The 20,126-nt window shown below is 74.4% G+C and carries 21 protein-coding genes and 1 riboswitch; of the genes, 8 read left to right on the forward strand and 13 right to left on the reverse strand.

Going from position 1 to position 20,126, the window contains the following annotated elements:
- Nucleotides 1-33 precede the first annotated feature (33 nt).
- The 7 genes from ACQFYA_RS00860 to ACQFYA_RS00890 all read left to right on the forward strand — a co-directional run bounded on the left by ACQFYA_RS00860 (nt 34) and on the right by ACQFYA_RS00890 (nt 7,303).
- On the forward strand, nt 34-1,254 hold the full coding sequence (locus tag ACQFYA_RS00860) for an NAD(P)/FAD-dependent oxidoreductase (RefSeq protein WP_499120616.1): 1,221 nt from the start codon (nt 34-36) through the stop codon (nt 1,252-1,254).
- The gene (locus tag ACQFYA_RS00865; RefSeq protein ID WP_499120618.1) at nt 1,251-1,562 is read left to right on the forward strand and encodes a (2Fe-2S)-binding protein; all 312 of its coding nucleotides are present in this window, start codon (nt 1,251-1,253) and stop codon (nt 1,560-1,562) included. The genes ACQFYA_RS00860 and ACQFYA_RS00865 overlap by 4 nt, the downstream gene beginning before the upstream one ends.
- Nucleotides 1,559-3,004, forward strand: coding sequence for an FAD/NAD(P)-dependent oxidoreductase (locus tag ACQFYA_RS00870; RefSeq protein WP_499120620.1), 1,446 nt, complete (start codon nt 1,559-1,561; stop codon nt 3,002-3,004). Before ACQFYA_RS00865 ends, ACQFYA_RS00870 begins: the two co-directional genes overlap by 4 nt.
- 88 nt (nt 3,005-3,092) lie before the next feature.
- A complete protein-coding gene (locus ACQFYA_RS00875; protein ID WP_499120621.1) occupies nt 3,093-4,010 on the forward strand; it encodes a dihydrodipicolinate synthase family protein in 918 nt (305 codons plus the stop codon).
- Between the two features lie 61 nt (nt 4,011-4,071).
- Nucleotides 4,072-5,073: a proline racemase family protein gene (locus ACQFYA_RS00880; RefSeq protein WP_499120623.1), complete on the forward strand. Its 1,002-nt coding sequence runs from the start codon at nt 4,072-4,074 to the stop codon at nt 5,071-5,073.
- An 8-nt stretch (nt 5,074-5,081) separates the two neighbouring features.
- Nucleotides 5,082-6,587: an aldehyde dehydrogenase (NADP(+)) gene (locus ACQFYA_RS00885; RefSeq protein ID WP_499120624.1), complete on the forward strand. Its 1,506-nt coding sequence runs from the start codon at nt 5,082-5,084 to the stop codon at nt 6,585-6,587.
- Between the two features lie 11 nt (nt 6,588-6,598).
- On the forward strand, nt 6,599-7,303 hold the full coding sequence (locus ACQFYA_RS00890) for a GOLPH3/VPS74 family protein (protein ID WP_499120626.1): 705 nt from the start codon (nt 6,599-6,601) through the stop codon (nt 7,301-7,303).
- A gap of 11 nt (nt 7,304-7,314) precedes the next feature.
- Here ACQFYA_RS00890 and ACQFYA_RS00895 read toward each other — a convergent pair whose 3' ends face one another.
- On the reverse strand, nt 7,315-7,659 hold the full coding sequence (locus ACQFYA_RS00895) for an ArsR/SmtB family transcription factor (RefSeq protein WP_499120627.1): 345 nt from the start codon (nt 7,657-7,659) through the stop codon (nt 7,315-7,317).
- A 16-nt stretch (nt 7,660-7,675) separates the two neighbouring features.
- Here ACQFYA_RS00895 and ACQFYA_RS00900 point away from each other — a divergent pair, with 16 nt between their 5' ends.
- Nucleotides 7,676-8,152 carry an SRPBCC domain-containing protein gene (locus ACQFYA_RS00900; protein WP_499120629.1) on the forward strand — a complete coding sequence of 159 codons (477 nt, stop codon included), beginning with the start codon at nt 7,676-7,678 and terminating at the stop codon, nt 8,150-8,152.
- A 22-nt stretch (nt 8,153-8,174) separates the two neighbouring features.
- Here ACQFYA_RS00900 and ACQFYA_RS00905 read toward each other — a convergent pair whose 3' ends face one another.
- From ACQFYA_RS00905 to ACQFYA_RS00960, 12 genes are all read right to left on the reverse strand, one after another.
- Nucleotides 8,175-8,678: an FBP domain-containing protein gene (locus tag ACQFYA_RS00905; RefSeq protein ID WP_499120630.1), complete on the reverse strand. Its 504-nt coding sequence runs from the start codon at nt 8,676-8,678 to the stop codon at nt 8,175-8,177.
- A 300-nt stretch (nt 8,679-8,978) separates the two neighbouring features.
- The gene (gene metE / locus ACQFYA_RS00910) at nt 8,979-11,375 is read right to left on the reverse strand and encodes a 5-methyltetrahydropteroyltriglutamate--homocysteine S-methyltransferase (RefSeq protein ID WP_499120632.1); all 2,397 of its coding nucleotides are present in this window, start codon (nt 11,373-11,375) and stop codon (nt 8,979-8,981) included.
- 25 nt (nt 11,376-11,400) lie between these two features.
- Entirely contained in the window at nt 11,401-12,423 is a 1,023-nt protein-coding gene (locus tag ACQFYA_RS00915; RefSeq protein ID WP_499120634.1) for a methylenetetrahydrofolate reductase, read from the reverse strand.
- 5 nt (nt 12,424-12,428) lie between these two features.
- A riboswitch (SAM riboswitch) is annotated at nt 12,429-12,535 on the reverse strand.
- 80 nt (nt 12,536-12,615) lie between these two features.
- Nucleotides 12,616-13,515 carry an NADP-dependent oxidoreductase gene (locus ACQFYA_RS00920; protein ID WP_499120635.1) on the reverse strand — a complete coding sequence of 300 codons (900 nt, stop codon included), beginning with the start codon at nt 13,513-13,515 and terminating at the stop codon, nt 12,616-12,618.
- Nucleotides 13,516-13,804: 289 nt separating this feature from the next.
- Nucleotides 13,805-14,062: a YxzC family protein gene (locus ACQFYA_RS00925; protein ID WP_499120637.1), complete on the reverse strand. Its 258-nt coding sequence runs from the start codon at nt 14,060-14,062 to the stop codon at nt 13,805-13,807.
- A gap of 32 nt (nt 14,063-14,094) precedes the next feature.
- Nucleotides 14,095-14,481 (reverse strand): hypothetical protein, encoded by a 387-nt coding sequence (locus ACQFYA_RS00930; protein ID WP_499120639.1) that lies wholly within the window; start codon nt 14,479-14,481, stop codon nt 14,095-14,097.
- A gap of 62 nt (nt 14,482-14,543) precedes the next feature.
- Complete coding sequence (locus ACQFYA_RS00935; protein WP_499120641.1) at nt 14,544-14,942, reverse strand: hypothetical protein; 399 nt, start codon at nt 14,940-14,942, stop codon at nt 14,544-14,546.
- The gene (locus ACQFYA_RS00940; RefSeq protein ID WP_499120643.1) at nt 14,939-16,636 is read right to left on the reverse strand and encodes a polymorphic toxin-type HINT domain-containing protein; all 1,698 of its coding nucleotides are present in this window, start codon (nt 16,634-16,636) and stop codon (nt 14,939-14,941) included. Before ACQFYA_RS00940 ends, ACQFYA_RS00935 begins: the two co-directional genes overlap by 4 nt.
- The gene (locus ACQFYA_RS00945) at nt 16,633-16,962 is read right to left on the reverse strand and encodes a DUF6317 family protein (RefSeq protein ID WP_499120645.1); all 330 of its coding nucleotides are present in this window, start codon (nt 16,960-16,962) and stop codon (nt 16,633-16,635) included. The genes ACQFYA_RS00940 and ACQFYA_RS00945 overlap by 4 nt, the downstream gene beginning before the upstream one ends.
- A gap of 95 nt (nt 16,963-17,057) precedes the next feature.
- Nucleotides 17,058-17,432, reverse strand: a complete 375-nt coding sequence (locus ACQFYA_RS00950) for a hypothetical protein (protein ID WP_499120647.1) — start codon at nt 17,430-17,432, stop codon at nt 17,058-17,060.
- Nucleotides 17,433-17,521: 89 nt separating this feature from the next.
- Nucleotides 17,522-17,776, reverse strand: coding sequence for a YbdD/YjiX family protein (locus ACQFYA_RS00955; RefSeq protein WP_499120649.1), 255 nt, complete (start codon nt 17,774-17,776; stop codon nt 17,522-17,524).
- Nucleotides 17,760-20,030 carry a carbon starvation CstA family protein gene (locus ACQFYA_RS00960; RefSeq protein WP_499120650.1) on the reverse strand — a complete coding sequence of 757 codons (2,271 nt, stop codon included), beginning with the start codon at nt 20,028-20,030 and terminating at the stop codon, nt 17,760-17,762. Before ACQFYA_RS00960 ends, ACQFYA_RS00955 begins: the two co-directional genes overlap by 17 nt.
- Between the last annotated feature and the right edge of the window lie 96 nt (nt 20,031-20,126).

Below are 20,126 nucleotides of genomic sequence, written 5' to 3' on the forward strand. Positions count from 1 at the left end.
CCTGGTATGTGACATATTATCGAAGGGAGCCGCATGACCGCCGACGTCGTGGTCGTGGGAGCGGGGATCGTGGGCGCCGCGTGCGCCCGGGCGCTCGCTCGCCGGGGGCTCGCGGTGACGGTGCTCGACCGGCGGGGAGCCGCGTCCGGCACGACCGCCCACGGCGAGGGCAACCTGCTCGTCTCGGACAAGGAGCCCGGCCCCGAGCTCGTGCTCGCGCAGCACGCGGCCCGGCGCTGGCCGTCGCTCGTCGCGGAGCTCGCCGACGAGCTCGGCCCCCGGTTCCCCGACCTCGAGTACGACCCCAAGGGCGGCCTCGTCGCGGCGACCACGCCCGAGGGCGCGGGGCCGCTGCGGGACTTCGCCGCCCGGCAGCGCGGCGCCGGGGTGGACGCGCGGGAGGTCGACGTCGCGCAGGCGCTCGAGCTCGAGCCCGCGCTGAACCCGGGCCTCACCGCCGCCGTCTGGTACCCGGAGGACGCGCAGGTGCAGCCGGTCGCCGCCGCGGAGGCGCTGCTCGCCTCCGCCCGGCGCGCGGGGGCGCGGGTGCGCACCGGCGTCGAGGTCGTGGGCGCGCTGCGCGACGGCGAGCGGCTCGTCGGGGTGCGCACCTCGGACGGCGACGTCCCCGCCGGGGCCGTGGTGCTCGCCGCGGGTCCGTGGTCGGGTGTCGTCGCCACCCGGCTCGGCGTCGCGCTGCCCGTGCGCCCGCGCCGTGGGATGGTCCTGGTGACCACCCGGATGCCGCACGTCGTACGGCACAAGGTCTACGACGGCGACTACGTGGGCGCCACCCAGTCGGGGGACGCGGCGCTGCAGACGTCGAGCGTCGTCGAGTCGACCGCCGCCGGCACGGTGCTGATCGGGTCCAGCCGCGAGCAGGTCGGCTTCGACGAACGGCTGCGCGCGGTCGTGCTGCGCGAGATGGCCGCCCGCGCGATCCGCCTGTTCCCGTTCCTCGCCGACGCGAGCGTCATGCGCAGCTACCTGGGCTTCCGCCCGTACGTCCCCGACCACCTGCCGATCGTCGGCCCCGACCCCCGGACGCCCGGCCTCTGGGTCGCGTCCGGGCACGAGGGCGCCGGCATCGGTCTGGGACCCGTGAGCGGCGAGCTCCTCGCCGACCTGTTCACCGGCGCGGAGGCGGCGGTGGATCCCGTGCCGTTCCGCGTCGACCGGCCGGCGGTGCTCGACGCCGGCGCCGCCGACCTGTCCGAGCCCATGCCGTCCGACACCACCGGGGAGGCCCCATGACCGCGCACGGCGCCGGCTCGCGCCCGCTGACCATCACCCTCGACGGCGAGCCGTTCGCCGGCACGGAGGGCCAGACGATCGCGGGGATGCTGCTGGCCGCCCGCCGGCGCTCGTGGCGCACGACCAGCGCCGGCTCCGCGCCGCGCGGCGTGTTCTGCGGCATCGGCGTGTGCTTCGACTGCCTCGTCACCGTCAACGGCGCCCGCGACGTGCGGGCCTGCCTCCGCCGCGCGGCCGACGGGGACGTGGTCCAGACGCAGCACGACCCGCTGCCGGCCGCGGCGTCGGACGCCGGGGCGGTCTCGTGAGCCCCCGCACGGTGGTCGTCGTCGGGGCGGGGCCCACGGGCCTGTCCGCCGCCCGCGCCGCGGCGCGCGCCGGTGCCGAGGTGACCCTGCTCGACGCGTCGGACCAGGTGGGCGGCCAGTTCTGGCGGCACCGCGCGCTCCCGCGCGGCAGCACGGCCGCCGACGAGCACCGGTACCACCACGGCTGGGGCACGTTCACCGCGCTGCGCGACGTCGTCGTCGGGCACCCGCGGGTCACGGTGCTGACCTCGGCCCAGGTGTGGGCGCTCGAGCGGCTCGACGACGGCGTCCGGCTGCGCGTGCTGCTCGGGCCCGCGGACGCCGGCGGCCGCGAGCACCTGACCCTCACGCCCGACGCGCTGGTGCTGGCCACGGGCGCGCACGACCGCACGCTGCCGTTCCCCGGCTGGCAGCTGCCCGGTGTCACGACGGCCGGCGCGGCCCAGGCGCTCGCGAAGGGCGAGCGCGTGGCCGTGGGCGACCGCGTCGTCGTGGCGGGGGCGGGCCCGTTCCTGCTGCCCGTCGCGACGTCGCTGCTGCACACCGGCGCGCGCGTGCTGTCCGTGCACGAGGCCGCGACCCCGGCGGCGCTGGCCCGGGGCTGGGGTTCCCGACCGGCCGGGCTGCTCGGCGCCACGCACAAGCTGGGCGAGCTCGGCGGGTACGCGGGGACGCTCGCGCGGCACCGCGTCGCCTACCGCCTCGGCGAGGCGGTGGTCGCCGCCCGCGGGGACGGCCGGGTCGAGGAGGTGACCGTCGCGCGGGTCGACGCGCGCTGGTCGCCGCTGCCGGGCACCGAGCGCACGATCGCGGCCGACGCCGTGGCCGTCTCCCACGGCTTCACGCCGCGGCTCGAGCTCGCGGTCGCCGCCGGCTGCGCGATCTCGCCCGACCGGTTCGTCGTCGTCGACGACGAGCAGCGCAGCAGCGTCCCGGGCGTCTGGGCCGCGGGCGAGCTCACGGGCATCGGCGGGGCGGAGGCCGCGCTGGCCGAGGGCTGGGTGGCCGGGCACCGCGCGGCGGCCGGCCCGCCCGGCGACGCGGGCCTCGCCCGGGCGGTGCGCCGCCGCGCCCGGTCCGCCGACTTCACGCGCCGGCTCGAGGCCGCGCACGGCATCCGCGGGGGCTGGACCTCCTGGCTGCGCGACGACACCCTCGTCTGCCGCTGCGAGGAGGTCGACGCCGGGACGCTGCGCGCCGCCGCGTGCGCGACGGGCTCGACCGACCTGCGTTCCGTGCGGCTCACCAGCCGCGCCGGCCTCGGGCCGTGCCAGGCACGGGTCTGCGGCCGCACGGTCGCGGAGCTCGTCGGCGCGGCCGCGCCCGCCTCCACCAGCACCGGCACCGGCCCCGAGGCGGCGCCCGCCGTCCCCGACCGGAGACCCCTCGTCGTGCCGGTCCGCCTCGGCGACCTCGCCGCGCTGCCGGACGACCCGACCTGACCCGACCTGACCCGAACTGACCCGACCACCACCGGACACCGACCCCTCGCGTCCCGAGCCCGTGACGCGCGAACCGAGAGGACACCTCATGAGTTCCCAGACCGTCGACCTGGGCGGCGTCGTCGTCGCCACGACGCTCCCCTTCGTCGCCGACGCGGCCGCGCCCGCCGGCCTCGCCGTGGACTACGAGGGCTACGCCGCCCACGTGGACCACCTGATGAACGCGGGCTGCCGCGGCGTCGGGCCGAACGGCTCGCTCGGCGAGTACTCGTCACTCACCGACGACGAGCGCCGCAAGGTCGTGCAGACCGCCGTCGAGGCCGTCGCCGGCCGCGGCATCGTGATCGCGGGCGTGCACGGCGTGGGCTGGCACCAGGCCCAGCACTGGGCCGAGCTCGCCGCCGAGGACGGCGCCGACGCCGTGCTCCTGCTGCCGCCCACGATCTACCGCGCCAACCGGCGCGAGGTCGTCGAGCACTACACCCGTGTCAACGAGGTGGGCCTGCCGATCATGGCCTACAACAACCCGTTCGACACCAAGGTCGACCTCACGCCGGACATCGTCGCCGAGCTCGCGCAGCTCGAGAACGTCGTGGCGGTCAAGGAGTTCTCCGGCGACGTGCGGCGCATCACCGAGCTGCGCGAGGCCACGGACATCGACGTGATCGCCGGCGCCGACGACCTGCTCTTCGAGTCCCTCGTCATGGGCGCCACCGGCTGGTTCGCCGGGTACCCGAACGCGATCCCCGAGGTCGCCGTCGAGCTGTACGACCTCACGCGGGCCGGCAAGATCGCCGAGGCGCGGGACCTGTACGAGAACGTGGTGGCCATGTTCCGCTGGGACTCGCGCACCGAGTTCGTCCAGGCCATCAAGCTGTCCACGCAGATCGCGGGGCGCCCGTTCGGCATCGAGACCCGCCCGCCGCGCGGCCCGCTCTCCGCCGAGCAGGAGGCCACCGTGCGCCGCGACACCGAGAAGGCCCTCGCGTACATCGCCAACCGCTGAGGTACAACACGTCCGTCCGCCACCGAGCCCGTCCCACCGAGCCCCACCGAGGAGGCCGACCATGCGATCGTCCCGGACCTTCACCGCCGTCGACTCGCACACCGAGGGCATGCCCACCCGGGTCGTCACGTCCGGCGTGGGGGTCATCCCCGGCGCCACGATGAACGACAAGCGGCTGTACTTCATCGAGCACCTCGACGACGTGCGGAAGCTGCTCGTGAACGAACCGCGGGGGCACGCCGCGATGAGCGGCGCCATCCTGCAGCCCTCCACGCGCGACGACTGCGACTGGGGCGTCGTGTACATCGAGGTCTCCGGCTGCCTGCCGATGTGCGGGCACGGCACGATCGGCGTCGCGACGGTGCTGGTGGAGACGGGCATGGTCGCCGTGACCGAGCCGACGACCACCATCCGGCTGGACACCCCGGCCGGGGTGGTCGTCGCCCAGGTCGAGGTGCGCGACGGGCACGCCGAGTCCGTGACGATCGAGAACGTCCCGAGCTTCGTGGTGCGGCTCGACGACACGGTCGACGTGCCCGGGCTCGGCACCGTGCCGTACTCGCTCGCGTTCGGCGGCAACTTCTACGCGCTCGTCGACCTCGACGACGTGAAGCTGCCGTTCGACCGCGCCCGGCAGCAGGACATCCTCGCCGCGGGGCTCGCGATCATGGACGCGATCAACGCCACCGCGCCGCCGTCGCACCCCGCCATCGCGGGCGTGGACCACTGCCACCACGTGGAGTTCATCGCCCCGGGCTCCACCGCGGAGCACTCCCGGCACGCGATGGCCATCCACCCGGGCTGGTTCGACCGGTCGCCCTGCGGCACCGGCACGTCCGCCCGGATGGCAGAGCTGTGGCAGCGCGGCGAGCTGGGCCTCGACACGGACTTCGTCAACGAGTCCTTCATCGGGTCGCGCTTCGTGGGCCGGATCGTCGGGGAGACCGACGTCGCCGGGATCCCCGCCGTGCTGCCCACCGTCACGGGCCGTGCCTGGGTCACCGGCCTGGGCACCTACCTGCTCGACCCGAGCGACCCGTTCCCCACCGGCTTCGAGTTCTGAGGGACCGCATGACCACCACCGACACCACGCCCACCGACCGCGCCGCGGGACCGGCCGACCTCGAGGCGGTCGCGCGCGCCGCGCGGGCGGCCGCGCCCCGCCTCGCGGCGCTGCCGCCCGCGACCCGGGCCGCCGCGCTGCGCGCCGTCGCCGACACCCTCGGCGCGCACGCCGACGAGCTCGTGGAGCTCGCCGCGGCCGAGACGCACCTGGCCGACGCCCGCCTCCGCGGCGAGCTGAAGCGCACCCGCGTGCAGCTCCGCCTGTTCGCGCGCACGATCGAGGACGGCGGCTACCTCGACGTGCGGCTCGACGCCGCCGACCCGGACTTCGTGCTCGGGCCCCGCCCCGACCTGCGCCGCACGCTGTGGCCCGTCGGCCCGGTGCTCAACTTCGCGGCGAGCAACTTCCCGTTCGCGTTCTCCGTCGCGGGCGGCGACACCGTGGCGGCCCTCGCCGCCGGATGCCCGGTGATCGTCAAGGCGCACCCGGGCCACCTCGGCCTGTCGCGGCGGGTCGCGGCCCTCGTGGCCGGCGCTCTGACCGGTGCCGGGCTGCCCGAGGGCACGTTCGCCCTGGTCGAGGGCGACGAGGCGGGCCGCGCCCTCCTGGAGCACCCCGCGGTCCGGGCGGCCGCGTTCACGGGGTCGACGCGGGTGGGACGCCTGCTCGCCGACGCCGCCGCCGCGCGCCCCGACCCGATCCCGTTCTACGGCGAGCTCGGGTCGCTCAACCCCGTGCTGGTCACCCCCGCCGCCCTCGCCGAGCGCGGGGACGACATCGCGCGCGGCTGGGTCGGGTCGGTGAGCGGCTCGGCCGGCCAGCTGTGCACCAAGCCCGGCTTCCTGCTGGTGCCCGAGGGCCACGGGCTGGACGACGTCGTGGCCGAGGCGGCCGCCGGCGTCCCCGAGCACCCGCTGCTCAACCCGCGCGTCGCCGCCGGCTACGCGGAGCGCCGCTCGGCCGTCCTCGGCACCGACGGCGTGACCGTCCTGGCCGCGGGCGCCGTCACGACCGACGACGGCGGCACCGCGCGCGCCACGCCGACGCTGGTCGCCACGGACCTGGCGACCCTGCGCGCGCACCGCGACCCGCTGCTCGAGGAGGTCTTCGGGCCGTTCGCCGTGCTCGTCACGTACCCGGAGGGCACCGACCTCGGCGCCGTCGTCGGCGAGCTGTTCCGCGGCGAGCTCACCGCGACCGTGCACCGCAGCGCCGAGGAGACGGCCGAGCTGGCGGGCCTGCTGGGCGCCCTGGGCCGGCACGCGGGCCGGGTGCTCGTGGACGGCTGGCCGACCGGCGTCGCCGTCACCCCGGCGATGCAGCACGGGGGGCCGTGGCCCGCCACGACCAGCGACGGGACGTCGGTCGGCACCGCCGCGATCGGCCGGTTCCTGCGCGGCATCACGTTCCAGGACGCCCCGCAGGACGCGCTGCCCGCGCCGTTGCAGGACGGTAACCCGTGGGGGGTGCCGCAGGCGCGGTCGGGTGTGGGAGAGTCTGCGCACTGGTAGGCAGCGAGGCCGTGACCAGCCGCTCGACCCGGGAGGACCGACCCGTGCTCATCGCCGAAGAGCTCCTGCTGCTGGCCCACGACGACCTGCGCTCCGCGCCGTCCCTGTTCGACGACGCCCCCTACCGACTCGCCGGCGCGCTGCTGGCCGAGCTGGTGCTTGCCGGGCGCGTCACGCTGCCCCCGGGCGGCGCGGCGCCCGCCGCCGACGGGACCGTCGTCGTGCTGGACCGGTCCCCGACCGGGCGGGTCGAGCTGGACCGCGTCCTCGACCTCGCCGGCGCGGCGCCCCGGCGCCCCGTGGAGCTGGTCGACCTGCTGGCGCGACGGGTCGAGCGGCCGCTGCTGGACGGGCTGGTGGCCCGGGGCCTGCTGCGGCGCGAGGACCGGGCGGTGTGGGGGCTGCTGCGCAGCACGCGGTGGCGCACGGTGGGGGGCCCGGCCGTGGCCGCGCTGCGCCGTCGCGTCCACGGGGTGCTCCTCGACGGCGCACCGCCGTCGGACCGCACCGCCGCGCTGGTCACCCTCGCGGAGGGGGCCGCCTGGCTGCAGCCTCGGGTCCCGCGCGACCGTCGGCGCGAGGCCGAGGGCCGCATGCGCGAGCTGGCGGCCACGTGGTGGGAGGGGGCCCCGACCCGCGAGGCGGTGGGTGCGGTCGCCGCCGCCGTCGTGGCGGTCGTGAGCTCCGCGGCGCTCCTGCTGCCGGCGGCCACCTGACCGGGCGCCGGTCACGCCTCGTCGTCGAGCCGCCCCAGCAGGTCGACGGCGGCGCGGGCGTAGTCGCCGATCCACCGGTCGTGGAGGCGCTTGATCGGCAGCGGGGCGAGCGCGAGGTGCCGCTCCCGCCCGACCTTGCGGCCGGTGACGAGCTCCGCGCGCTCGAGCACCCGCAGGTGCTGCAGCACGGTGGTGCGGTCAAGCCCGGGGAACAGCGCGCACAGCTCGCCGGTGGTGCGGGGGGACTCCTTGAGCGCGTCGAGCATGCGCCGGCGCACCGGCGCGGCCAGCGCCTTGAACACGAGGTCGTCCTCGGGCGCCGCGTCGTCCGTGTCCCTGGTCGCCTCCGAGTTCATGTGATAAAAATACAACATGAACGAGAAGCAGGCACTCTCCGAGCTCTCCTTCACGGTGTCGGGACGCGTCTCGCGCCCGTGCCGCGACGTCTACGAGGCCGTCGCCGACCCCGCACAGCTCTCCCGCTACTTCACGACCGGCGGCGCCCGCGGGCGCCTCGAGCCCGGGGCCGACGTGTCCTGGGACTTCGCCGACTTTCCCGGCCGGTTCCCGGTGACCGTCGTCGAGGCCGACCCGCCCCGCCGCATCGTCATCCGCTGGGAGGGCGCGGACGCCGCGGACGGCTCCGCCACGACCACCACCACGTTCGAGTTCGAGCCCGTCGACGACGACGCCCGCACGCTCGTCACCATCACCGAGTCGTCGTGGGCCGTCACGCCCGGCGGCGCGAAGAACGCCTTCGGCAACTGCGAGGGCTGGACGGGCATGCTCGCCGCCCTCAAGGCGTGGGTCGAGCACGGCATCAACCTGCGCGAGGGGTTCTACCGGTAGGGCTGCGCGTCGTCGGGACGGGTCAGGCGGTGCGGCGCACCTCGTCGAGGAACCGGCGGGTGCGCTCGCGCAGGCTGTCCACGCGCCGCTCGACGATGGCGGCGCGGACCTCCGGGTCGTCCCGCCCCGCCTCGGCGAGGGTGGGGCGGCGCCGCGCGTTGCGCGAGCACCGGAAGTCGCTGCAGACCAGCGTGCCGACGGTGTCGCCCTTGCGGCCGGCGGCGCCGCCGCGCTTCGCGACGAAGAGCTGCACGTCGCGGGTCTCGACGACGTCCTCGCACCACGCGCACATGGCGGCGCGGCGCGGGCCGGTGCGCTCGGCGGCACGCAGGAGGACGCCGACGGGCTCGTCGTCGATCCAGGTGACGACGTAGGCGGACAGCGGCTGCTTGCGGTCGCGCCAGCCCAGGTAGTCGAGGCGGTCCCAGTCGAGCTCGGCGAGGTCGGGGACGATCATCCGCTGCCGCTCGCTGCGGGTCGCGTTGACGAGGGAGGCGTGGAGCTGCTGCTCGGTGAGGGGGTTCATGAGGACGGCTTTCGGTCAGCGTGACGGTGGGCAGGGTGAAGCCCCGCGTCGCCCTGCTGCTGAACCGATCAGCCTGAACGGATCAGCGGGGGACGACGACGGGGCAGGCGCGACTGCCCGAGCAGGCCTGGTGGCCCACCCCGCTCCCTGCGACGCCCGGCATCGCTCGCTCCTCGCTCGTGAACTCACCTGAAAGGTCTTGGTCCGCTCGTGCCTCCGGGGCACGACCGGCCCGTCCATGGTGGCACGGGACCGTCGCCCGGGTCGACGAGAAATTCGTCACCCGGGCGACGGCGCCGGTCAGAGGGTGGCGCGCACCTCGCGGGCGGCGGCGACCAGGTGCGCCAGCGCCGGCTCGACCTCCGCGTAGCGGCGGGTCTTGAGCCCGCAGTCGGGGTTGACCCACACCAGCGCCGGGTCGATCGACTTCACCGCGAGCTGCAGCAGCTCGGTGACCTCCTCGGCGGAGGGCACGCGGGGGGAGTGGATGTCGTAGACGCCCGGCCCGATGCCGCGGGAGTACCCGGCGTCGGACAGCTCGGGCACGATCTCCATGCGCGAGCGGGCGGCCTCGAGCGACGTCACGTCGGCGTCGAGGCCGTCGATGGCGCCGACGACCTCGCCGAACTCCGAGTAGCACAGGTGCGTGTGCACCTGCGTGGCCGGGGCCGCGCCGGCCGTGGCCAGCCGGAACGACCCGACCGACCAGCGCAGGTACGCCTCCTGGTCGGCGCGGCGCAGCGGGAGCAGCTCGCGCAGCGCGGGCTCGTCCACCTGCACGACGGCGATCCCGGCGGCCTCGAGGTCGGCCACCTCGTCCCGCAGGGCGAGGGCCACCTGGTTCGCGGTGTCGGCGAGGGGCTGGTCGTCGCGCACGAACGACCACGCGAGGATCGTCACCGGTCCGGTGAGCATGCCCTTCACCGGCGCCGGGGTGAGCGACTGGGCGTACGCCGCCCACGGCACCGTCATCGCCTCCGGGCGGCTGACGTCGCCCCACAGGATCGGCGGGCGCACGCACCGCGACCCGTACGACTGCACCCAGCCCAGGTCGGTGGTCGCGAAGCCGTCGAGCAGCTCCGCGAAGTACTGGACCATGTCGTTGCGCTCCGGCTCGCCGTGCACGAGGACGTCGAGGCCGAGGTCCTCCTGGAGGCGCACGACCCGCTCCACCTCGGCCCGCATCGCCGTCGTGTACGCGGCGTCGTCCAGCTCGCCCTTCGCCCACGCGGCGCGCGCCGTGCGGATCTCCGGGGTCTGCGGGAACGAGCCGATCGTCGTGGTCGGCAGCGGGGGCAGGGCGAGCCGCGCCCGCTGGGCGGTGACGCGCTCGTCGTGGGCACCGCGGGAGAAGTCCGCGTCGTCGAGGCCGGCGAGGCGCTCGCGCACCGTCGGCACGACGACGCCCGGCGCCGCCGCACGGTCCGCCAGCGCGTCGGAGGCCTCGGCCAGCTCGGCCGCCACGGCGTCGCGGCCGTCGGCCAGCCCGCGGGCGAGGGTCGCGACCTCGCGCACCTTCTGGTCGGCGAACGCGAGCCAGCGGCGCAGGCCGGGCGTGCGGCCGGCGCGCTCGGCGGCCGCGCCCTCCCAGGTCTCGTCCTCGACGTCGTGCGGCACGTGCAGCAGCGACGTCGACGTCCCGACGGCGAGCGACCCCGCGCCCGACGCGGCGAGGCCGTCGAGCGCGTCGAGCCGCGCCGCGAGGTCGGCGCGCCACACGCCGTGGCCGTCCACGACGCCCGCGACGAGGGTCGTGCTCTCCAGGCCCGGCACCGGGCCGACGGGTGCCGCGCCCTTGACCAGGTCGATCGCGATCGCGTCGACGTCGGTGCCCGCGAGCAGGGCGAGCCGGTCGGTGGAGCCGGCGCGCAGGTCGCCGTACGGCGCGGTGACGAGGAGGCGCGGGCGCTCGCCCTCGACGTCGTCCGTGCCGACCGCGAGCTCGGTCGCGAGGGCGCGGTAGGCCCGCTCGACCGCCGCGTCCAGCACCTCGACGGGGACGTCGACCGAGTCGGACACGAGGGCGGGCTCGTCGAGCTGCACCCACGGCGCGCCGACGGCGGCCAGCGCGCGCAGCAGGTCGGCGTACGCGGCGACGACGTCGTCGAGCCGGTCGAGCGGCCGGAAGCCGTCGCCCGCCTCGGAGGCCGCCTTCGACAGCGCGAGGAACGTCACCGGGCCGACGAGCACGGGGCGCGTCGTGACGCCGGCCTCCTTGGCCTCGGCGTACTCGCGCACGACGCGATGGTCGGCGAACGAGACCGGCGTCGTCTCGCTGATCTCGGGGACCAGGTAGTGGTAGTTCGTGTCGAACCACTTGGTCATCTCGAGCGGCGCGTCCTCGCCGCGGCCGCGGGCCACGGTGAAGTAGCCGTCGAGCTCGAGCGAGCCGTCCTCGTCGTCGAGCAGGTCGCGGAACCGCTCCGGGACGGCGCCCAGCAGCGCGACGACGTCGAGCACCTGGTCGTAGTAGGAGAACGCGCCGGGCACGGACCCGTCGTCGGGGTCCAGGCCCAGGGACGTGAGGCGGCGGGCGGTCTCCCGGCGCAGCGCGCCGGCCGTGACCTCGAGGTCGACGGCGTCGGTGCGCCCGGCCCAGAACGACTCGACGGCCTTCTTGAGCTCGCGGCGCCGGCCGATGCGCGGGTAGCCGAGGATCGTGCCGCCGCGGAACGCGGGGGTGGGGGTGGTGGACATGAGCACTCCAGAGGTCGGGCTCCGGTCAGACAGCGGGAGCCTGGGTCGGGATGCTCGGTACCCACGGCCTTCTGGCCAGGTCCGTGCGGTCCGACGGCTGGTCGGACGACACCGGTCCGCCGAGGTGGACACCCTCGAGCAGGTCCAGAGCGGGACGGTACTTGTTGAACGTGTACACGTGGATGCCGGGGGCGCCCGCGTCGAGCACGCGCTGGGCGAGCTCCACGGCGCGCGCCGTCCCGTAGGCGTGCTGGGCCTCCGGGTCCGGCAGGGCGTCGAGCGCGTCCAGCAGGTGCCGGGGCGCGCGGACGCCGGTGAGCTCCTCGACGCGACGGAGCCGGCGCGGCTCGGTCGTGGGCAGCTGCCCGGCGAGGATCGGGATCGTCACCCCGGCCGCGCGGGCCTCGGTGACGAAGTCGGTGTAGGAGTCGGCCTCGTAGAACAGCTGCGTGATGGCGAAGCTCGCCCCCGCCTGCTGCTTCTCCAGGAGGCGCCGGACCTCCTGCGACCGGGTGGTGCCCGCCTGCACGTTGCCGTCGACGAACGTCGCGACGGCGATCGTCATCGGGCGCGCGGCCCCGCGCAGGGCGGTGCTCGCGTCGTGCGCGCAGCGTCGCGCCTCGACCTCGCGCAGCAGGTGCACGAGCTCGATCGACGACTCGACGCCGTCCGCGGCGGGCCGCCAGTCCGGCTGGTCCTTGGGCGGGTCGCCGCGCAGCGCGAGGAAGGCCCGCGTGCCGGCGGTGAGGAAGTCGTCGATGACGGCGGACACGTCCTCGCGGGACGCGCCCACGCAGGTCAGGTGGGCCACCGGCAGGACGGGCGTGCCCTCGAGCAGCCCGGCCACGACCTGGCGTGCGGTCGCCCGGTCACCCCCGCCGGCGCCGTACGTGACGGACACGAAGTCCGGGTGCGTCGCGACCAGGCGGCGCGCCGTCTCCCAGAACTTGGGCGCGGCGTCGGGCCGGCGCGGCGGCATCAGCTCGAACGAGACCGTCGGGCGTGCCGGCTGCGCCGGGGTGGGCGGAAGAGATGCCTCTGCGACCATGCGTCACTCCATCGATCCTGGCGTGAGCACCTTCGTCCTCGGGAGGCTTCCGTCGGAGAACGGGTTGCTGCGGCGTCGACGAGCCAGGACTCTCGGCCGCTCTGGATGGCTGGACCTCGATCGTACGCACCATCCGCCATGCGGGCGAGGATGCGACCGCCTGCTGAGACACGCCCGGGGCGAACGCCCTGCTCAGGGCACCAGGACAACCTTGCCGCCGGGGTGTCCCGTCTCGACGAGGGCATGCGCGCGCGGTGCGTCGGCCAGCGGGAACACCGCGGCGACGGTGGTCGTGAGGTCGCCGCGGGCCATCGCCGCGACCGCGTCGGCGAGCTCGCCGGCGTCCCGCTCGGACCGCGAGCTGAACTCCACGCCGAGCTCGTCCGCGTCGTCGTCCGCGATGGTGAGGATCCGGTCGGTGCCGCCGCGCAGCGCGATCGAGTCGGGCAGCACGCCCGCGCCGGTGGTGTCGAGGACGGCGTCCACCCCGTCGGGGGCCAGCGCGCGCACGCGCTCGACCAGGCCCGCGCCATACGTCGTGGGGGTCGCGCCGAGCGCGGCGACCCGGTCCTGGTTCCGCGCCGAGGCCGTCCCGATCACCCGCGCGCCGCGGCGCACCGCGAGCTGGGTCGCCAGCTCGCCGACCGACCCCGACGCCCCGTGCACGAGCAGCGTGTCTCCCGCGGCGACGCCGAGCCGGCGCAGCGCGCGCTGCGCGGCCTCCGCCGCGACGGGGAGCGTGACGGCGTCGGTCGAGGCCAGGCCCTCCGGGACGCGGGCGAAGACGGTGGTGAGCGCGAGCTCGGCGTACCCGTGGCCGGTGAAGCCCACCACGCGGTCGCCCGGCGCCACGCCCGTCACCTCCGCGCCGAGCGCGTCGACGACCCCCGCGACCTCCAGCCCCGGCACGACCGGGAACGCGGGCGGGCGCATGCCCGGGACAGGCGCCGCGCGGAGCGTCGTGTCCCAACCGTTGACGGCGGCCGCCTCCACGCGGACGCGCACCTGCCGCGGACCTGGTTCGGGCGCGGGCACCTCGGCCGGGTGCAGCACCTCCGGGCCGCCGAACGTCTCGAACACGATCGCGAGCACGTCATCCTCCTCGGGTGGGATGTCGACGTGACCGCCTCGGGCGATCGCGTCGTCCATGGTGGCGACGTGGCTCAGCCGTGTGACCTCAGCCCTCGACGCCGGGTGCCGCCTCGGCGTCCCACCCGACACGGTAGGTGCTGCTGTCGAAGATCTCGACGACAGCAACGCATCCGGGTAGACCCCAGGAGCTGGATCGATCGTGGCCTCGGCGGGTTTGCGGTGACCGGTCGCCACGAGGTCGTGAGCGCAGGTACCAGGAGGGATGGCGTCCGAGACGAGCGTGCGCAGGTCAGGACGCCGCGGCGCGGAACTCGCTGAGCCAGGTCCGGAAGTCCGCCGTCCCGTGCAGATACGTCCCGGGACCCGACAGAAGGTCCGCACCGGAGAGCCTGTCGAGGGCATCCATCACGGCGTCGTCGACGTCCTCGTCGTCGTCCGTCTCGCGCAGGGTGGTCATGGCCCAGTCGGCCGCCTGGTCCGGGGCGAGCGAGCCGTTGGCCAGCGCGCTCAGCGTGGAGTCGACGGTGGATCGGTCAGTGGATTCCATGCTCAGAACGCTCCCGTGAAGTTCCTGCGGCGTCAGAGGCGGAGCCCGGCGGGGTCGAGGGCCGGGGAGGTCCAGAGCACCCCGTCGCCGTCCAGCACCCAGGTCGCCCCGGCACGGGCGTCGGCGACGACCGTGAGCCACGTGACGAAGGCCTCTGCGGAGCTGCACTCCGCCCAGCACGTGGCGGACGGCGACAGCTCGGGGACGTCGGTGAACTCACCCCGCGTCTCGTCGGCACCGGCAGCGAGATCGTCGACGAACCCGTCCTCGAGGTCCCCGAACACGGTGAACAGCACACCGTCGTCGTCAGCGACCTGCACGACTCGATCCGCCGTCGCCCGTCCGCCCCGTTCGACCAAGGCGCGCTCGACCTGCGCGTACAGGTCGTCGTCGGTGGACACGATGAATGCGCCCTTCACGGGTTGCTCCTCAAGAAGTCGATGACCTCGTCGGGGTGGCGACGTGGCGCAGCCGTGTGACCTCAGCCCTCGATGCCGGCTGCCGCTTCGGCGTCCCACCCGACACGGTATGTGCTGCTGTCGAAGATCTCGACGACAGCAACGCATCCGGGATAGACCCCGGGAGCTGGATCGATCGTGGCCTCGACGGGTGTTCGGTGACCGGTCGCCACGAGGTCGTGAACGTCCTCCGCCTGGCGAACCAGCTCGACGAGCTCGTCCCACGAGATCTGCAGGCCGTGGTGTGAGTCGGCCACCGCGTCCTCGAGCTCGAGGACCGTCATGCCGCGGAGGCCGTGCCCCACAAGTTCCACGTCGCGCAGGTACCAGGAGAGAGAGCTCGCCTGCTCACGTTCGAGCGCGCTCGTCAGCTGTTCGGCGTAGTCGTCCTCGAGATCTCGCGCCGTCCACTTCAGGGTCATGAGTCCTCCACGGGCTCGGCGCCACCGCGCCTCGGCGTACCACCCGTCTCGTTCGGGGTGTATCGATGCTGATGAGGATTGGTGTGCTGGCCCGGCCGGCCATGATCGGTCCAGTGAACGTCACGGACGACCTGGCCGTCCTCGCCGAACTCGCGAGCCGCCGGATACGTGCCCTTGCGACCTCGGCCGAGCTGGGTGTGCGGATAGGGGGAATCTGGGATGTTCCGCCCTTGAGCGTCACGCGGGAGCGGACGGTCGGGAAAATGTGACCCGTCGCCGTAGCGACCCGCGCCGCTGTGGCCGCCGGCGTTGTGGACCAGGACGGGCAGGTCGCCGGCGAGGACGTAGTAGTTGTGGTGGGTCTCGACGTGGACGTTGTAGACCGTGACCGCGTCGTCTGGGTCGCGGTGCTCGATGTCGATGCGGTCGAGGGTGACCGTCCCGGCGCCGGTGGTGTCACTGGTGACGAGGAGGTCGCCGGGCTGCAGGTCCCGGGCGAGGATCCAGCCCATGTTCGCGACCATGAACGGGTGCTCGTCGGTGGTCGTCACGACCTGCCCGCCGATGGTCAGGTGGAACAGCGTGGTCGTGGTGCGCACGAACGTCTCCATGACCAGCTGCAGCTCGTCATGGCCGGTCGCGAGGTCGTGGGCCCAGACCTTGTCCCCGGCCCTGATGTCCTCGATCGGGCGGTCACCATCGACCGTGCGGATCAGGGTGCCGGCGGTGAAGCAGGTGCCGAACCCGACCTTGCACCACGCCTTCTTCGCCCCGGACTTCAGGCCGGTCTTCGTGCCCTGCTTGACCGCGGCCTTCGACAACCCGGTCGCGGCCTTCGCCGCCCCACCCAGCCCGATCACCGACAGCGCGGCCCCGGCGATCGCGATCCCCGCCTCCGCCCACGACCGCTCCCCGGTCGCCGCCAGGGTGATGTTCGCCAACGCGGACACGATCGCGGCCACGGCGGCGACCACGATCAGCACCCCGGCCAGCGCGGTGCCGACCACCGGGATGAACGCGACCACGATCGCCAGCAGCCCCGCGATCGTGGAGATCATGTCCGCGATGTCCGCGATCGCGGCCACCACCTTGGAGCCCCAGTCGTCCCACCACGAGTCGTTCAGGTCATCCCCGGAAGTGATGTCCTCGATCCGGGACACCGCATCACCCGCGGCCCGGTCCCGGTCCGACACCGACGACTCGATGTCCGAGCGGGCGGCCGCGGCCTGCCCGTGCGCGTCGTCCGCGTTCCCCCCCGCGGCGTCGGCCTGCTGCTGGTACTCCCGCTTGCTCTCCGCATCGGTCGCGCCGTCGGCCAGGTCCTGGAACCGGTCCCGCGACCCGGCCGCGGAGTCCGCCGCGTCCTTCGCCGCCCGCGCCCGCTCCAAAGCCGCCAACGTCTCGGACTGCACGCGCTCCAGGGTGTGCGCGTAGTCCACCAGCGCGTCCCCCGTGGCCTGATACCGGCTGTGCGCCCGCCGAATCTGCGAGACCGTGTCCTCCTTGGTCTCCATCAACGCGTCCACCGCCTGGGAGACCGTCCCCGCCACATCCAGACGCGACATCGCGCCCGCGGCGTCGTCGATCGACCCCGCGACCTCCAGGTAGTCCTGCCCGCCCGCCAGCACCAGCACCGGGTCCCCCGGCGTCGGGTCGGAGTCCAGCCCGACCGGCGACCAGTCCGCCGGCCTCACACCGGCCCCCGACCGCTCGCCCGGGAGGACGGCGCGGGCTGCCCCTCACCACTGATCCCGTCCGCCAGGTCCGAGTCGATATCCGTGAACGCCTGCGCCACCTGCACCGACGCGTCCGCGAGGAGCCGCAGGTTCCCCGTCATCTTCTCCCGCGTGTCGTCCCACGAGCTCGCGAAGTCACGCACCGCGCCCGCCAGACCCTCGTGCCCCACCGCGTCCGCGATCCGGTCCGAGCGCGTCGTCGCGTTCTCGAACTCGTCCGCCACCCGCGACAGGCTCGACCCCAGCTCCGTCACCGCGTCCAGGTCCACCCGAAGATCCGCCACCGGACCTCACCCCCTCCGCCCGCAAGAGAGTAACCAGGCCCACCCCTGATGCACCACGGGGAGAACTGCCCATCACCCCAGGTCATCGGGCGGCGTCATGCGGTCCCTTCGCCGGTGTCGGCCGGGTCCGTCCAGCCCGTCGCGGCGCGGTACGCCGCGAACCCGGCGTCCGTCGTCCGGTAGCGGAGGAGGTCCGCGCCGGTGTCGACGTCGCCCGGGCCGAGCCAGGCCAAGGGGTCCTGGAGCGCCTCCCGGGCCTCGTCCGGCGAGAGGCGGCGGGACGCCTCGGCGTCGCGCGAGACCGGCGCGACGACCACCTCGATGAGCCCGGAGCGCACCAGCTCGACGACGAGGTCGGCGCGCCACCCGCTGCCCGCCCGCTCGTCGCCCGCCGCGCCCCAGGGCACCTCCCAGAGCCCGGTCGTGTCCTCGTACCCGAGCCACAGGAGCTCGACGGTGACCGGGTTCATGGCGCGACGACGGAGAGCTCGCGGATGTCGTGCGCCTGGGGGCCCATCGCAGAAGCATCCCCCGGCCACCGGGGGAGTTCCACCGGTGGTCAGCAGCAGCGCGACCCGGGGTTCCTGTCCTGCTCCGCGTAGTGCTCCCGCCAGAACGCCCGCTCGCCGAGGGGCTCGCGGTCGGGGTGGGCGGACCGCTCGTGCGCGACGTACGTCGCGTAGGCGTCGTCGCCCATCACCTGCCGCACGTACCAGCGCAGGCTCGTCCACCCCGCCGACGCCGCCCGGGCGATCCCCCGGGCGGCGTCGCGCGGCAGCGACCCCGTGGCGCGGGCGTCAGCGGTGCCCGGCACCGCTCGACTCCGTCAGCCCGGCGTCCGCCCACTGCTTCTCGATGCGCTTCTCCTCCGACGTCGCGAACAGGCTCGCGGGGGCGAAGCGACGCGACGCGACGGGCGGGTCCTCGTGGTTCTCGCCGCCGCCGGAGCGGAACGCCTTGAGGGTCACGACCAGCGACGCGAGGATCACGACGATCGACAGCACCACGAAGATGATCGACAGCGTGCCCTGCACGAAGGTGTTGCGGACCACGGCCTCCATCGCGGCGACGTCGGGCGCGGTGCCGAACGACGTCTCCCCGGCGGCGAGCGCGTCCTTGAAGGCGCGGTGCTGCGCCCAGTACCCGACCGCGGGCACGTCCGAGAAGATCTTCTCGAACGACGCCCAGATGGTGATGAGCGCGGTGAACGCCAGGGGCACCGCCACGATCCAGAGCCACGCCCAGTACCGGCGGCCGCGCTTGGCGACGATGGCGAGCACGACGGCGAGCGCGATCGCGGCCAGCAGCTGGTTCGCGATGCCGAACAGCGGGAAGAACGTGTTGATGCCGCCGAGCGGGTCGGTGACGCCGAGGTAGAGGATGCTGCCCCACCCGGCGACCATGATCGCGGTGCAGACCCAGACCCCTGGTCGCCAGCTCATGTCCTTGAACCGGGGTGCGACGTTGCCGATGGTGTCCTGCAGCATGAACCGGGCCACGCGGGTGCCGGCGTCGACGGCGGTGAGGATGAACAGCGCCTCGAACATGATCGCGAAGTGGTACCAGAAGCCCATCATCGCGGTGCCGCCCACCAGCTGGTGCATGATGTGCGCCAGCCCGAGCGCGAGCGTCGGGGCGCCACCCGTGCGGGACACGATCGACGGCTCGCCCACCTGGCTGGCCAGGGTGCTGAGCATGTCGGGCGTGAGGTTGACGCCGGCGAGGCCGAGCGAGTTCACGAACGCCACCGCGCCCTCGATCGTGCCGCCGGTGGCGGCCGCCGAGGAGTTCATCGCGAAGTACACGCCGCGGTCGATCGAGATCGCGGCGACCAGCGCCATGATCGCGACGAACGACTCCATGAGCATGCCGCCGTACCCGATGAAGCGGGTCTGCCGCTCCTTCTCCACGAGCTTCGGCGTCGTGCCCGACGCGATGAGCGCGTGGAACCCGGACAGCGCACCGCAGGCGATCGTCACGAACAGGAACGGCCAGAGGCTGCCGGCCACCACGGGGCCGGTCTCACCGCTCGCGAACTCGCTGACCGCCGGCACGGAGATCTCGGGACGCACGATGACGACGGCGCCCGCGAGCACCAGGATGACGCCCACCTTCATGAAGGTGGACAGGTAGTCGCGCGGGGCGAGCAGCAGCCACACCGGCAGCACGGCGGCCACGAAGCCGTAGACGATGATGCCGACGGCGATGGTGGTGCGGTCGAGGTGGAAGAGCTCGGCGCCCCACGTGGTGTCGGCCACCCAGCCGCCGCCGATGATCGCGGCGAGCAGCAGCGCGAAACCGATGAGCGAGACCTCGGTGATCTTCCCGGGGCGCAGGTAGCGCAGGTACACGCCCATGAACAGGGCGATGGGGATGGTCATGGAGACGCTGAACACGCCCCACGGGCTCTCGCCGAGGGCGTTGACCACCACGAGGGCGAGGATCGCCACGATGATGACCATGATCAGCAGGGACGCGACGATCGCGGCCGCGCCGCCGATCCGGCCCAGCTCCTCGCGCGCCATCTGGCCGATGGTGCGGCCGCCGCGGCGCATGGAGAAGAACAGCACCGTGTAGTCCTGCACGGCGCCCGCGAGCACCACGCCGACGATGATCCAGATCGTGCCCGGCAGGTACCCCATCTGCGCCGCGAGGACGGGGCCGACCAGCGGGCCGGCGCCGGCGATCGCGGCGAAGTGGTGGCCGAACAGCACGCGGCGGTCGGTCGGGACGAAGTCCTTGCCGTCCTCGCGCGTCTCGGCGGGGGTGGCGCGCTTGTCGTCGGGGCGCGTGATGTACCGCTCGATCACCTTCGAGTAGAAGCGGTACCCGATGAGGTACGTGCAGACCGACGCGAAGACGAACCAGATGGCGTTGATCGTCTCGCCGCGGACCAGCGCGATCATGACCCACGCGACGCCGCCGAGCAGCGCGATCGCCGCCCAGAGCACGACCTTCTGCCAGGTCCAGCGCGGGACGAGGTCCTCGGCCGGGACGGCCGTCGGGGGGAGCGAGGGGTCGGGGACGGAGTCGTCCGTCGCCGTGGCGGCTCCGGAATGTGCTGACAAGGTGAGCCTCCAAGGCGTCGCGTCGTTGCGGGGCCCGACAAGGATAGGGGGTGAAAAATCTGTCGCGCACGAGCCGGTGCCGACCGGGTCGACCGG

The sequence above is a fragment of the Promicromonospora sp. Marseille-Q5078 genome (genome assembly GCF_050315395.1).
In the GTDB taxonomy this organism is placed as follows: domain Bacteria; phylum Actinomycetota; class Actinomycetes; order Actinomycetales; family Cellulomonadaceae; genus Isoptericola.

Coding starts and splice junctions, on each gene's coding strand:
- ACQFYA_RS00860 (WP_499120616.1), top strand. CDS start 34: ATGACCGCCGACGTCGTGGTCGTGGGAGCGGGGATCGTGGGCGCCGCG.
- ACQFYA_RS00935 (WP_499120641.1), bottom strand. CDS start 14,942: ATGACCCTGAAGTGGACGGCGCGAGATCTCGAGGACGACTACGCCGAA.
- ACQFYA_RS00950 (WP_499120647.1), bottom strand. CDS start 17,432: ATGAACCCGGTCACCGTCGAGCTCCTGTGGCTCGGGTACGAGGACACG.
- ACQFYA_RS00895 (WP_499120627.1), bottom strand. CDS start 7,659: ATGAACTCGGAGGCGACCAGGGACACGGACGACGCGGCGCCCGAGGAC.
- ACQFYA_RS00900 (WP_499120629.1), top strand. CDS start 7,676: ATGAACGAGAAGCAGGCACTCTCCGAGCTCTCCTTCACGGTGTCGGGA.
- ACQFYA_RS00865 (WP_499120618.1), top strand. CDS start 1,251: ATGACCGCGCACGGCGCCGGCTCGCGCCCGCTGACCATCACCCTCGAC.
- ACQFYA_RS00880 (WP_499120623.1), top strand. CDS start 4,072: ATGCGATCGTCCCGGACCTTCACCGCCGTCGACTCGCACACCGAGGGC.
- metE (WP_499120632.1), bottom strand. CDS start 11,375: ATGTCCACCACCCCCACCCCCGCGTTCCGCGGCGGCACGATCCTCGGC.
- ACQFYA_RS00905 (WP_499120630.1), bottom strand. CDS start 8,678: ATGAACCCCCTCACCGAGCAGCAGCTCCACGCCTCCCTCGTCAACGCG.
- ACQFYA_RS00875 (WP_499120621.1), top strand. CDS start 3,093: ATGAGTTCCCAGACCGTCGACCTGGGCGGCGTCGTCGTCGCCACGACG.
- ACQFYA_RS00915 (WP_499120634.1), bottom strand. CDS start 12,423: ATGGTCGCAGAGGCATCTCTTCCGCCCACCCCGGCGCAGCCGGCACGC.
- ACQFYA_RS00925 (WP_499120637.1), bottom strand. CDS start 14,062: ATGGAATCCACTGACCGATCCACCGTCGACTCCACGCTGAGCGCGCTG.
- ACQFYA_RS00885 (WP_499120624.1), top strand. CDS start 5,082: ATGACCACCACCGACACCACGCCCACCGACCGCGCCGCGGGACCGGCC.